This is a genomic window from Vibrio coralliilyticus, from assembly GCF_024449095.1.
Taxonomy (GTDB): domain Bacteria; phylum Pseudomonadota; class Gammaproteobacteria; order Enterobacterales; family Vibrionaceae; genus Vibrio; species Vibrio coralliilyticus_A.
Genome location: NZ_CP024628.1, coordinates 987153 through 1000501 on the forward strand (window position 1 = coordinate 987153; position 13349 = coordinate 1000501).

Sequence of the window (13349 nt, forward strand, 5' to 3'; positions counted from 1 at the left end):
AAGATTTACTTTAGTTTACTCTGTTCTAAAGTGCTTCATCTCTTCATTGAGCTCCTCAACCTGATGACGAACTTGTTCAGAGACCTGGGAAGATGAACTTGAAATATCGGCAACTTCCTTTACTCGACTGGTCACATCAGACATTAAGCTGTGGATTTCTTGAGTAGCCAAAGATTGACTCTCAGCTGAGTGCAGTAACTCTTTCATCTGCGAATCCAAACGCTCAATCTGATCGGTCGTCGCACCGAGTGTACCGTGCGCTTGCTTGGTATGATTTGCCCCTTCTTCTGCTAGTATTTTGCTCTTATCTATTTCTGATACAACAGCAGCTGTAGAAGATTGGATTGCATGAACAATGTTGTTAATTTCTGTCGTTGATTCAGTGGTTCTTGTTGCCAGAAGACGCACTTCATCAGCAACAACCGCGAAGCCTCGACCGTATTCCCCTGCCCTTGCAGCCTCAATTGCCGCATTAAGTGCTAGGAGGTTGGTTTGTTCAGCAAGTCCTTCTATTACCTCAGTAACACGGCCAATGGCCTCACTTTCTTTACTTAACTCTGTAACTTGCTGACTCGCACTTTCTATCGTGCGGTGTAAGGACGTAACAGTTTGCATGTTTTGCTCCAACGCTTGAGAGCCGTCTTCTATTTGGTTTTTAGACTCAGCAAGATTGCTAGCAGAGAGCTTGGCTTGATTCGCTGTTTCATCTGCTGATAGGCTGACTTCGGAAAGTTGTTGGTCAACCAATGTCATCGTAGACATTTGACTGTCGACTTTGTTGGAAGTATTCATGTTCGCTTCAAGTAGTGATGTCATACTGTCCCCAACAGTCCTCGCTTTAGCACTTACACCACGTACAATATCCAACAGTGCGACATTCATCTTGTTGATGGAGCTTGTCAAGCTTGCCAACTCATCACTGCCTTCAACATTAAGTGGAGGCTGGGAAACATCACCGGCCGCAATCAGCTGAGCGCGCTTTGAAACGATTTTAATCCGTCGCCCTATGTTTCTGCCCATGAATGTGGAAACCGTGAATGAGGCTAAGAGAAAAATAATCGAAGAGGCTATAAGGAGCGATACGACACTAGACAATGAACTGAAAATACCTTGTCCACTGACATCGGCTTGCTGCTGCTGTTTTTGGATCAAGTTTTCCAAACTGGTATTCAGAACATCCACTGCTGGAACCAACTCTTTAGCCATTTTTTCATTCACTAGGTTCCAACCGCTGGTGGTTCTTAGAGCAATGACTTGCTCTGCCAGAGGAAAGTAAAGCTGCTGCATTTCTTTGAAAAGATCCCACAGCCCCCGGTCACTATCACTCATTAAACTCACTTTGCTTTCTATCTCAGCCACATATTTGCCGTGAGCTTTTAGGAAATCCTGATATTTACTGAGGTGTTCCTCTTTACCATACAGGAGAAAATCTCGCATTGAAGACAGTGCATTAGCAAGAGAGGTATAGCTATCAGCGTACAAACGAAATAATCGCTTTCTTTCCCCACCTTCTTTATTGCCCGCCTCATCATTAATCAGCCCCTGCAACTGATCCAATGCCACCTCAGCAATTGGAGCAGCCTCATTGATAAACAAGGAGTGTGCCGGTAGGTTCTCATCTGAATGACTGGTTTCGGAGATCTGATTTACTAAAGCTTTCACCGATTGCCATTGGCTTAACACTTGTTGGTAAGAAGACTCATCCAACAAATTTTCAAGTGTAGGTAAAGCTTCATCAGTCGAGGCAATAACGCCATTGAGTTGCTCAAGTTGTAGGGAGCCGATAGATTCATCTCTTCCCAACAGCATATAAGCTCTGAGAGTCGAGACTGTCGCTTGTAGCGATTGTTGTAGGGAACGTCCTGTATCTACGGTCGGCAGGTCGGACTCTAATAAAAATGTAGTATGCTCTTCAACAGTATTGACACTACGGAAGATAAAGAGCGCAGCAACGATAAAAAGTACCGCAAGCGACAGAAAACTCAACTGTAACTTCCCTGATATCGTGAGTTTCATCCTAATAACTCCTATTTTAATAATCCCCTAACTATAGCGCCTTGCTATTTATTGTTAAATATAAGTTAAGCATTTTCATGAACTTTTGACTGGTTGCTCAATGAATAGATCCCATACTGCTCAGGTTTATGAGAAAGACTGACTACAGACAAACCCAGCCATGTTTGTTAGCGGCTGATTCCCAACACATTCTCATCCTTCAGTCTCTATTTCCCTAGGAGGTTTCGTATCAATACACGACTTTGTTTAGGTTGCCAAAACCCTCAAAAGCAGACACATAAAAACAACAATAAAAACATCAAATTAACAAACAAAAATAATCTTAAAATACCCCTAAAAAGAGATTCCAATCACATATAGATTGGTTATAATTCGCGCCCATTACGCTTTGTGTTGATAAACGCAAACTTAATTTGAATAAATAGCCTGTTAACCATACCTCTTTTCTAGAGGTGAAATTGAGAAGAAAAATGAGCAAGATTGATAAAGCGACACGTATACTGCTAGCGGGATTCTGTATCAACCTTTGTCTTGGCATCCTGTATGCTTGGAGTGTGTTTAACAAAGCATTGGTAACGGAGTCTGGCTGGAGCGCAGCTGAAGCCTCTTCACCGTATGCGATCGCAACCATCACTTTTTCTGTTTGTCTTCTTGTTGCGGGTATCCTTCAAGATCGTATGGGCCCACGCAAAATATTGATTTTAGGTACTGCTCTGACAGGGCTAGGCATGATTGCTTCTGGCTTTGCTACAACGCCACTAATGCTGAACATTACCTTTGGCGTGATCACTGGTGCGGGTATCGGTTTTGGCTATGCATGCCTTTCGCCATCGGCGATGAAATGGTTCCACTCTTCTAAAAAAGGGATGGTCAACGGCCTGATTGCTGCGGGCTTTGGTCTTGCCGCGATCTATCTTGCACCTGTCACTTCAGCATTGATTGACAGTATGGGCATTCAAACCAGCTTTATGTTACTGGGCGCTGGCGTTTTAGCGATCGCTGTTCCTCTTGCTGCGACTATCAGTAATCCGCCAGCGGGCTATACACCAGCGGAACCTAACCTAAAAGAAGGCCAAGCGCCAAAAGCGACAAAGAAAACAGAGGACTTAACGTGGAAGTCGATGCTTAAGACGCCTCAGTTTTATTCACTATGGATCATGTACGCATTTGCCGCTTCTGTTGGTCTAATGATCATCGGTAACATCACCACCATCGCTAGTGTTCAAGCTAACTTACCCAATGCGGTTTATCTTGCATCCATCTTGGCGGTATTTAACTCAGGTGGTCGTGTAGCCGCCGGTATACTGGCAGATAAGATTGGTGGTGTACGTACACTCCTCCTTGCTTTCGTGTTGCAAGGTATCAACATGGTGCTGTTTGCCACCTTTAAAACGGAATTCACTTTGATCATCGGCACAGCTATTGCCGCTGTTGGTTACGGCACCCTACTTGCGGTTTTCCCAACACTGACCGCTGAGTTTTATGGCCTTAAGAATTACGGCACTAACTATGGCGTACTATACACAGCATGGGGTATTGGTGGTGCGATCGGCGCAGCTGTCGTTGGTTTCTCCATGACAAGTGGTGATGGTTACGGTCTTGCTTACACCATTTCGGCAATCATGATGGCAGTGTGTATCGTATTAGCGCTGGTGACTAAGCCAATCACTGAAGCCAAATCGGCTGAGCTTAAAAACGCTTGATAATTTGAAAATTTCTTTAAAAGGCTTAACCTTGCGGTTAAGCCTTTTTTGTCTCTATCTATTATGCACCAACCTAGCGTATTACCTGCTGATTACTACCTAAATAACTTCTTGAAGTTGACGCATCATGCTCAAGAAATGTACCCCGATTTACTTTCTCCATCAGAAAAGCAATGGTTAGACAACTTTGAGCATTTATCGATTCAGGCTAAGTGTCTACTGGTTAGGATGCTTTCCCGCAAGGGAGAATGGTTTCGAAGTGACAAGTTAAAATACGATGAGATCGACGACCTTGACACTACTCTAGATGAACTCAATACTTCGGATTTCGTCACACTCAATCCTGATATATCAATTCCAACATTAGCCTCCAGTTTGCTCACAAAGCCGGAGTTGATCCGCCTGTTTAATATCACGAATAAACAAGCCAAAAAAGGAGCCATCATAGAGGCACTCTCTCCCCAAGCTTTCTCTGAATATAACGCTTTAGGCTTCATCATCATCAGACTTGAATCTCCACAGGTTATTGATGTTCTGTTAGCTCTTTTCTTTGCTAATACTCACCAAGATCTCAGCCAGTTTGTCCTAGATGAGCTTGGCCTACATCAGTTTGAGCCTTACCAACTTAGCCGTGAGCGCCGATTCTTTGCTTCGCGTGGTGAATTGGATCAACTGCTTAGTCTATCGCGAACTCAGGAGAACTATCTAAATGGAGATCGCCAATGTGTCCCTACACTGATGAATCACCTTGCGCAGCTCGCCACGCCAATCCAGCATGACTACGTGGAGCGAAAGCGTCAGCACCTCATAAACGACATCGCACGTGATTTAGAGCGGCTCCAAGAGTACGAACTTGCTAACCGATGGTTTGAGCACACGTCATTACCTCCGTCGCGAGAACGTCGCGCACGAATCTATGATAAGCAAGGTCACCTAAATGCAATGAGTGACATTGTCACTGATATGTTGCATACCCCTTATGATGTATCAGAGCAAGAGGTCGCGAACAGGCTACAGCAGCGTCTGCAACGCCTTAAGGGCTTGAAAGTCCCAAGAGTGAGCAAGCCCACTCTTCAAGAGCGACACCTATCGCTAGATTTATCACATCAACGCGTTGAACTAGCGGTTAAAGAACATTTCGAACAACAAGGTTATAACGTGTTTTACTCTGAAAATACCTTACTCAACGGTTTATTTGGGTTGGCATTTTGGGAGGTGATATTCAGTCCCATAGAAGGCGCATTTATCAATCGTTATCAATATCGCCCCTTGGATCTCTACCAGCCTGATTTCTCGCTCAAGCGTCAGTCTCTTATCAGTCATATTTTCACTGTTTTAGAAGAAGACGGTCTTTCGAATCTAACTCAGATTTATCAAGACAAAGTAGGCGTAAACAATCCATTTGTTTCTTGGAATGTGTTTACCCCGCAATTATTAGAAAACGCTCTCACCTGTATCCCAAGCTCATTGTTATGCCAACTTTTTAAGATCATGTTGCAAGACCTCAAACTGTATAGGAATGGCTTACCTGATCTGGTGCTCTTTAAAGATGGGAAGTTTGAGTGGATGGAAGTCAAAGGGCCGGGGGATCGCCTCCAAGACAATCAGTGGCGTTGGATTGACCACTTCCAAAAGCTCCACGTTCCGTTTTCGGTTTGCTATGTAACGAATACTCAGCGTTAGCTCACCGATAAGACAGACGCCTTACAAGGCTCTTATTTATTTGCCAATTTAATATCCTTCTGCTGAAATTATCAAACCTCGTCAATATAGTTATTATCCAAATGAATTTACGTTCCTTTTTTATTCTCACTGTCGTTACCGCCTTCGCTGGTTGTGCCACTTATGCAGGTTTCAATTACAACCAACTGTTTGGCGAGGCTCAGATCCGTGACAGGCAAGCTAGTACGGTCAGCCAACCTAGTGATTTTTTCTTAAACGAAGTCAAACCCATCATCGATAACCGCTGTGTCGTCTGTCACGCCTGCTACGATGCCCCCTGCCAACTTAAGATGTCTTCCGTGGAGGGTATTGACCGAGGCGGGAGCAAGGAACTCGTCTATCAAGGAACACGCTTAACCGCAGCAACACCAACCCGGTTATTCCAAGATGCTCAAACAACAGAGCAATGGCGCTCTATGGGGTTTCATCCCGTACTTAATGAGAGAGATCAAACACCAACAGCTAACATCGAAGCCGGCCTAATGGCCAAATTGTTAATGCAAAAAGAAGCTCACCCTTTACCAGACCAAGCCCAACTTGAAGGATTTGATTTTTCAATCGATCGCTCTCAGGAGTGCCCAACCATCGAAGAGTATGACAGCTATGCTCAAGATTACCCTAGTTGGGGCATGCCTTTTGGGATGCCTAACCTATCACCAAATGAATACTCAACACTCATGAGCTGGTTGCAAGATGGCGCTTTAATGAATGCGCCAATCCCACTGGCCACAGAACACCAAGCTTTGGTCAACGAATACGAGCAATTTCTCAACAAAAGCTCTCGCAAAGCACAGCTTACCGCACGCTACATCTATGAACATTTGTTTTTATCCCATCTGTATTTCTCAGAGCTAAATGAAACCACACCGCGTTTTTTCACTTTGGTTCGTTCAAAAACGCCTCCGGGACAACCACTCAAACGTATCACAACGAGAAGACCTTACGATGATCCACAAGCCAAGCGTGTTTACTACCGCCTAATTCCTGTACAGGCCACTATTGTCGATAAGACCCATATGCCCTTCGCTCTCAACACCCAACGTATGGATAAATGGCAGAAATGGTTTCTCGAAGCAGATTATGACGTCGCTCAACTCCCCGGGTATGAACCTGAAATAGCGGCTAACCCAATGACGGCATTTATTGAGTTACCCGTAAAATCTCGTTTTAAGTTCATGTTGGACAATGCACAAAACACTATTAACGCCTATATAAAAGGCCCCGTTTGTCGTGGGCAATTGGCACTCAATGTGATTAATGATCGTTTTTGGGTATTCTTTCTTGACCCTGAGAAATCAGATATTCCAGAGGTGAATGAGTTTTATCGCTCACAAGCTGAAAACTTAAAATTGCCAGCCGAGTTGGAGAGCAATACTTTGCCTATTACAAGCTGGGTCGCATACTCACGCCAGCAAGCTCGCTACTTAACAGCCAAGTCCAACTTTATTAACCACTGGTTCAAAGATGGAAAGCACTTAACAACGGATATTCTTTGGAATGGTGATGGCACCAATCCAAATGCCGCGTTGACCGTGTTCCGCCATTTTGACAGCGCATCAGTGGTTCAAGGCTTAGTTGGAAAGCCACCAAAGACGGCTTGGATTTTAGATTATGCTCTGATTGAGCGCATTCACTACCTACTCGTTGCTGGCTTTGATGTCTATGGAAACTTCGGCCACCAGCTCATGACGCGACTTTTTATGGACTTCTTGAGGCTCGAAGGCGAAAGTAATTTTATCGCTCTCCTCCCGCGAGATGTGCGCCACATTGAGCAATCAAGTTGGTATCAAAACCAAAGCCCTCAGCTGAGTGATTTCTTACATAACAATGTGAAGCCCTTTGATCAGCCAACACAGGTTCCATATCAGACCGACAACCCTAAGCGAGAGCTTTACGATATTTTACAGACAAAACTTGCACCGGTGCTGAGCAATCGCTATGACATAGAGCAAACTGGGTTCAAGCCTGCCAATGAATCTGCCTTGCGAACTATCGACAACATCAAAGGCAAAGGACTCCTTAATTTTCCTCAAATTATTATGCTCATGATTGAGTCTGAGGCTGGTGAAGAGCAGTTGTTTACTTTGCTCCACAACAATGCACATACCAACATCTCTAGCTTATTCGATGAAGAAAGTAATCGCGATTATAAAAATGATGATTTCACTCTAGTGAGAGGAGTGATCGGAAGTTACCCCGCTGCGTATCTTTCATTACATGAAGACGAGATTACTCAGCTTGTCAGCATGATAAAAAATGTCCGCTCGGAAGACGACTACGTTAAGTTATTGGATCGATTCGCAATCCGCCGAAGCTCAGACAAATTCTGGCCTTTCAGCGACAAAATACATGCTTGGTACAAAGAAAATCAGCCTGTCGAATTTGGTCTACTTGACTATAATCGTTTTGAGAATAGGTAGAACTGTTCAACCGAGCGTTTTCTAACGCAGGAGGTGAGTATGAGTATTAGAGATAGTATTCGCGCTATCGAGCAACAAATCTATGTGGCTTGCTCAGAGGGTGATTACGACACTGTCCAAATGCTTGAGCATCAATTAGAAAGTTTGCGCGGCAAAGCTGAACATCCTTTCGATGATGGTCCTTACGCACCTGAGGGAAAAATAATCCCCGAGGACGATTGGTATTAACGATGAACGCCCCGTTTTACGGGGCTTTCTTTTGCCTTCCACATCACGTAACACGTATAATCCTCCTACTGCAAAATAAGGTAACGACTAATCGTTATCGACACCCTTAACGCCATGTCGCGTTGATTTCTCTTCAAACTCTTACACATAGAGGGGTTTATGCTGTCGGACATTGAAATCTGCCGTTCTCAAACATTACACCCAATTAACCAAGTTGCCCAAAATGCAGGACTACTGGACAGCGAATATCAAAGCCAAGGGGAATATAAAGCGAAAGTATCACTGAGTACTTTAACCAGGTTAAAAGACAATAACTCGGGTAAATTGGTATTAGTCACAGCTATCACTCCAACACCTCTGGGCGAAGGGAAAACCGTTACTACTATCGGCCTCGCTCAAGGACTGGCTAAAATCAATCAATCCGTGATGGCATGTATTCGCCAACCCTCCATGGGCCCAGTTTTCGGTGTGAAAGGTGGAGCTGCTGGCGGTGGCTATTCGCAAGTAGCTCCAATGGAAGAGTTAAATTTGCATCTGACTGGCGATATTCATGCCGTTACCGCTGCACATAACCTAGCTGCGGCAGCTATCGATGCAAGGATTTATCATGAGCAGCGAGAAGGCTATCAGAATTTTGAGCAGCGTTCAGGTTTACAGGCACTGCGTATAGATCCAGAACGTGTCGTTTGGAAACGTGTCATGGACCATAATGATCGAGCCCTACGTATGGTCACTGTCGGCCGAAATACCCATGACAAAAATATTAATGGCTTTGAAAGGCAAGACGGTTTTGATATCTCGGCAGCATCGGAACTTATGGCTGTACTGGCTCTGGCCAGTGACTTAAAAGACCTGCGTCAGCGCATTGGACGAATTGTTGTCGCTTATGATCTTGAAGGTCAACCTGTCACAACAGAAGATCTTCAAGTTGCTGGTGCAATGGCGGTGAGTATGAAAGCATCGATTGAACCCACATTGATGCAAACACTCGAAGGAGTCCCCACTCTCGTCCACGCAGGCCCATTTGCTAATATTGCCCATGGCAACTCTTCAATCATTGCTGACAACATTGCCACGAAATTGTGTGACTTCACAGTAACGGAAGGTGGTTTCGGTTCTGATATGGGGTTTGAAAAAGCATGTAACATCAAAGCGCAAGTCTCCGGCAAAGCACCAGATTGTGCTGTCGTGGTTGCCACTTTACGTGGATTGAAAGCAAATTCGGGCCATTACGACTTAAAGCCCGGCCAAGCCTTACCGGATTCACTCTTTGAGGAAGATCCTGTCGCACTCGCCTCAGGGTTCGATAACCTCAAGTGGCACATTAACAACGTCAACAAATACGGTATCCCAGCAGTAGTGGCGATCAACCGCTTTCCACAGGATAGTGAACATGAATTGCAGCAACTGTCTGACATGATTCAAGCTCTACCAAACAATGTCGAAGTCGCTATCAGTGAAGGATTCACCCATGGTGGAGAAGGCACAACTGAGTTGGCGAGAAAAGTAGTCAAGCAATGTCAGCAAGAAGCGTGTTTCAAACCCCTGTATCATTTCGAGCAGACAACAGAAGAAAAGCTAATGGCGGTAGCTGAATCCGGTTACGGCGCCGCAGGGGTCACACTAAGCGACAAAGCAAAACAGCAGTTGGCAGAATACAAGCAGCAAGGGTTCGATAACCTAGCGGTATGCCTTGCAAAAACACCACTGTCCATATCTACCGACGGCTCTGTGAAGGGGGCACCAACGCATTTTGATGTTCCAATCCGAGAACTAAAGCTGTGTGCTGGTGCTGGGTTCATTTACGCGCTTTGTGGTAACGTGATGACCATGCCTGGCCTGCCAGAAAAACCCGCTTTCATGAGCCTAGATCTGGATGATGCAGGCAACATCGTCGGCCTGAGCTAGCTCAAAAGCTCAGGTCAAAGCAGAGCAGTGAGCTTTATAGAAAATCGATATTTGAACGACCTATCTCGTTTTTCTTGTTACCTTTTTTCTTCTGTTCACTGTCTTTCTTTTCTTGACTTGTCTTAGGTGGCTTACGCTTCTTCTCCGGCTTTGAGTCCGATTTAGTGATTGAACGCTCTTCTGGTTCAGTCACTGGGGCATCGCAAACCACAACATAGTATTCTTGGTTGAACTCGAAGAAATCACCATCGTACATTTTACGGCGTTTACGAGTTTCTAATTCACCATTAACCGCAACATAGCCTTCTGCAATAATGTGTTTCGCTTCACCGCCTCCACCGACAAGGTTAGCGATCTTGAATACCTTATACAGTTCTATGGGCTGGGTTGAAACCTCAATTCCTATCGCTTCAATTTCAATCTCTTGCTCGTTTTGGTAGTCATCCGTCATGTTTTACTTCAGCCGCAGTTAGAAAAAAGCAGAGTCTAATGCCTATCCTTAAATAAATAAACTAAAGTTAATCATAGAAAAAGCATTTAAAAGGTACTCGCTTTGCTTAGATGGATACTCATTCTGCTCTTATTTTCATTTCAGGCAGTGGCCTATTCTCCCCCAGTTAAAGTACTGGTGTATGGTGACGACTCTTATCCACCCTATAGCTATAGTGAAAATGGCATAGCAAAAGGCATTTACAGTGATATTTTACGTCGTGTTTTTGAAGAGATGCCGGGCTATGAGGTTAAACTAGTCCCAATTCCGTGGAAACGTGGGTTAAAGATGCTCAAAGTGGGTCAAGGTTTTGCGCTCTATCCGCCCTATTATTATTCCGACAAACGCCTTTATATCTCCCCCTACTCTAAACCGATTCTTGATGAAGAAGTGGTTGTGTTCTGCAACTCAGACAGTGTAAAAACACGCTCTTTAAGTCGTTGGCCAAGCGATTACTTTGGTTTAAAGGTCGGTGTCAATGAGGCCTTTGCCCTTGGTGGCAAACAGTTTTGGGATGCAGTCAAAGCAGGGAAAATCACTCTACTCGAAGCCAAAGGTAACCGACCTAATCTGACTAATCTTCATGACAAAAAAATCGATTGTTACATGAATGACCGATTGTCTATTTTATGGGAAATTAAACGTATGACCCAGGAAGGATTACTACCAGAAGACTGGCAGCTAACCTTAGGTGCAGTGGTTAGTGCTGAACAGGGCTATTTAGGATTTACAAATCGTGAACCGGATAACTATCCATTCAAGCAAGATTTTGTCAAACAATTCAATCACAACCTAGTGAAACTTCAAGAACAAGGCGAGATTGAAGCCATCATAAAAGCCTATTTCGATAGTAGCCTGTAGGTCATTCATGTACTACCAAGGCGAAGTATGACCGGAATTCTGCTGGGGTACAAAGTATCAACTCAAATATTGGCTTCACTCTCACATTGTCACAGCTGCTAATGATCGATTAAATTTGTGCTTAACTAAATTGAGCTTCTTTTGCGCTTCAATACGCTCGCTCCTTCTCAAACTCGATGTATGGCTAATAGCGGCTTCGCAGTCAAAGATCGCTTTTCTCACGTCAGCAGGACTCACCTTTGCTGGGATTTCTCGGCTTAGGAGAGATAACAGTTTGCTGGCGACCTCCACACATTGCAGTCTAGACTTAAACACCTCTAAGCACAGAGCTATCGCCTTATCTACTGATTGAACTGCATACTTATCAACTTGACACAATAGTCTCACTAAATCGGACTTACGTTTTCTACCGCGTTCAATCCGGCTTTCTATTAATAATTGCAAGGAAGCCTCTTCCAACAATGGTGTCGAGCCAGAGCGATGACTTCGAACATGATGAGTTACTTTGTCAAACCAATAGTAATTGTCTGTTTCGTAAAGTAGAAATAAAAGATAATCCAGTAAAGGCAAGTCTAGTTTCTGGTAGTTCTTGAGTAAATTTGCCAACTTTATCCGAGCAATTTTATAGTTCTTATCATGCAACTCAATATGTACATCGACTAAAGTGAGCGCCAATGCATCATGATCGGACAAGTCTGCCTTCATTATATTGGACAACTCATGGTGAGCAGACATCGAAATAGATCGTCCTTGCGCTTTTGCTGTGAGCAATTTTAACCGCAGCACGTGAGTGGCATTCACTACTGTATTACGGTGTGTATTGACGATTTGATCTCGATACACAGCTAAGTGACTCATCACGCTCTGATAGTTTTCTTCCATTTCACATAAGTGAATGTAAGCCAAAAGACGAGATGCGCTTCCTTTTGAAAATTTAATCGCTTGAAGTAGCGCTTGTTGGGCTCCCTCACGATCTTTCTGCAACAAACAACATAACGCTTGCATGTCTAACACTGCAGATGGCTTTTTGCCTGTTTCATCCATCCATTGCTGAAGCAATACTTGTGCTTTGATTTCTTTACCTTCCATGACTAACGCCATTGCGCAACCAACGATAGCCCAATGGCTGGTGCACTTTAGCTGACAAGCCTGAAAAAGTGAAAATGCTTGTTCGGTGTATTGCTCTCTCAGGTACACAGCCCCTTGAGCACGAACAAAGCTGGTTGAATATTCAGGGTATTGCTCCCTAGCTTTGTTAAAGGAGTGTTCTATCTCTTTGAAACTCGCCTTCTTGGTAGATCGCAGTAAAGAAGACAATATTTGCTTTTGCTTGTAAGCGCGTAGAATTCGCTTCTTGAAGTCATAAATCGAGTACGGCTTAAGAATGTATTCGTCAGGTTCCGCCTCCAAAATTGAGCGCGCAACGTTTCCTGCTGTTTCACTCGTCAACATAACGAATGCACATTCAGAGCGAATCAAACCATAATGGCAACACTCTTCGTATATTTGTTTGCCGTTAAGCTCCTTGCCAAATCTATAATCACAAATGAATAAGTCAATCGAGATTTCTCGTAAAGTTTGATAGACCGATCGCACGTCTTTAGCCGTAAAGATCAAACGGTCACTAAAGCCCAGCTCCCTAAGCAAAATTCTTAAATTAGTTACGACCAATGGAGAGTCGTCTGCGATCAAGACTCCCGCTTGGCTGATGTTTTGGATTTGGCCGAACATATTCAACTGCTTTGACTAGAGTGAAATTGCTCGTTAGGGTATAGAAAGGAAAAGCTGATTAAAACGTCAGTTTTATCAGAGTTTCGTCAGGATTTACCGTTCACAAAAACGAGGGGAATAGTTGATAAAACAGTATTTACAAGAGCAATGCATTTAATACTTTTGGCACATTATCACCTAACAAACCCAATCATTTTTCAAATGAAGTTGACTTTGCAAGTGACGAATTATTACAGCCAAATTCTAGAAGCGCAGCTTCTCATTTCTCCA

9 protein-coding genes are annotated in these 13349 nt (G+C 44.0%); 6 read left to right on the forward strand and 3 right to left on the reverse strand.

The genetic code is table 11. The features are described 5' to 3' along the window. Positions 1-15: 15 nt before the first annotated feature. On the reverse strand, positions 16-2016 hold the full coding sequence (locus tag CTT30_RS19960) for a HAMP domain-containing methyl-accepting chemotaxis protein (protein ID WP_252036766.1): 2001 nt from the start codon (positions 2014-2016) through the stop codon (positions 16-18). Between the two features lie 470 nt (positions 2017-2486). Between CTT30_RS19960 and CTT30_RS19965 the strand changes: the two genes are divergently transcribed. The 5 genes from CTT30_RS19965 to CTT30_RS19985 all read left to right on the forward strand — a co-directional run bounded on the left by CTT30_RS19965 (position 2487) and on the right by CTT30_RS19985 (position 9997). Further along, positions 2487-3719, forward strand: a complete 1233-nt coding sequence (locus CTT30_RS19965; protein WP_252036767.1) for an L-lactate MFS transporter — start codon at positions 2487-2489, stop codon at positions 3717-3719. Between the two features lie 63 nt (positions 3720-3782). Next, on the forward strand, positions 3783-5402 hold the full coding sequence (locus CTT30_RS19970; protein ID WP_252037610.1) for a VRR-NUC domain-containing protein: 1620 nt from the start codon (positions 3783-3785) through the stop codon (positions 5400-5402). Positions 5403-5503: 101 nt separating this feature from the next. Further along, positions 5504-7861 carry a fatty acid cis/trans isomerase gene (locus CTT30_RS19975; protein ID WP_252036768.1) on the forward strand — a complete coding sequence of 786 codons (2358 nt, stop codon included), beginning with the start codon at positions 5504-5506 and terminating at the stop codon, positions 7859-7861. Between the two features lie 39 nt (positions 7862-7900). Next, the gene (locus CTT30_RS19980; RefSeq protein ID WP_239835256.1) at positions 7901-8089 is read left to right on the forward strand and encodes a P-loop NTPase family protein; all 189 of its coding nucleotides are present in this window, start codon (positions 7901-7903) and stop codon (positions 8087-8089) included. 159 nt (positions 8090-8248) lie between these two features. Next, positions 8249-9997: a formate--tetrahydrofolate ligase gene (locus CTT30_RS19985; protein ID WP_252036769.1), complete on the forward strand. Its 1749-nt coding sequence runs from the start codon at positions 8249-8251 to the stop codon at positions 9995-9997. 34 nt (positions 9998-10031) lie between these two features. Here the strand turns inward: CTT30_RS19985 and CTT30_RS19990 are convergent, their stop codons facing one another. After that, positions 10032-10448: an RNA-binding S4 domain-containing protein gene (locus tag CTT30_RS19990; RefSeq protein WP_252036770.1), complete on the reverse strand. Its 417-nt coding sequence runs from the start codon at positions 10446-10448 to the stop codon at positions 10032-10034. Positions 10449-10550: 102 nt separating this feature from the next. Here CTT30_RS19990 and CTT30_RS19995 point away from each other — a divergent pair, with 102 nt between their 5' ends. Next, positions 10551-11348: a substrate-binding periplasmic protein gene (locus CTT30_RS19995; protein WP_252036771.1), complete on the forward strand. Its 798-nt coding sequence runs from the start codon at positions 10551-10553 to the stop codon at positions 11346-11348. Positions 11349-11429: 81 nt separating this feature from the next. Here CTT30_RS19995 and CTT30_RS20000 read toward each other — a convergent pair whose 3' ends face one another. Further along, a complete protein-coding gene (locus tag CTT30_RS20000) occupies positions 11430-13079 on the reverse strand; it encodes a response regulator (protein WP_252036772.1) in 1650 nt (549 codons plus the stop codon). Positions 13080-13349 lie beyond the last annotated feature (270 nt).

Bases quoted from the DNA above. Each gene is read 5' to 3' on its own strand.
- CTT30_RS19960 (WP_252036766.1), bottom strand. From the start codon at position 2,016: ATGAAACTCACGATATCAGGGAAGTTACAGTTGAGTTTTCTGTCGCTT.
- CTT30_RS19965 (WP_252036767.1), top strand. From the start codon at position 2,487: ATGAGCAAGATTGATAAAGCGACACGTATACTGCTAGCGGGATTCTGT.
- CTT30_RS19970 (WP_252037610.1), top strand. From the start codon at position 3,783: ATGCACCAACCTAGCGTATTACCTGCTGATTACTACCTAAATAACTTC.
- CTT30_RS19975 (WP_252036768.1), top strand. From the start codon at position 5,504: ATGAATTTACGTTCCTTTTTTATTCTCACTGTCGTTACCGCCTTCGCT.
- CTT30_RS19980 (WP_239835256.1), top strand. From the start codon at position 7,901: ATGAGTATTAGAGATAGTATTCGCGCTATCGAGCAACAAATCTATGTG.
- CTT30_RS19985 (WP_252036769.1), top strand. From the start codon at position 8,249: ATGCTGTCGGACATTGAAATCTGCCGTTCTCAAACATTACACCCAATT.
- CTT30_RS19990 (WP_252036770.1), bottom strand. From the start codon at position 10,448: ATGACGGATGACTACCAAAACGAGCAAGAGATTGAAATTGAAGCGATA.
- CTT30_RS20000 (WP_252036772.1), bottom strand. From the start codon at position 13,079: ATGTTCGGCCAAATCCAAAACATCAGCCAAGCGGGAGTCTTGATCGCA.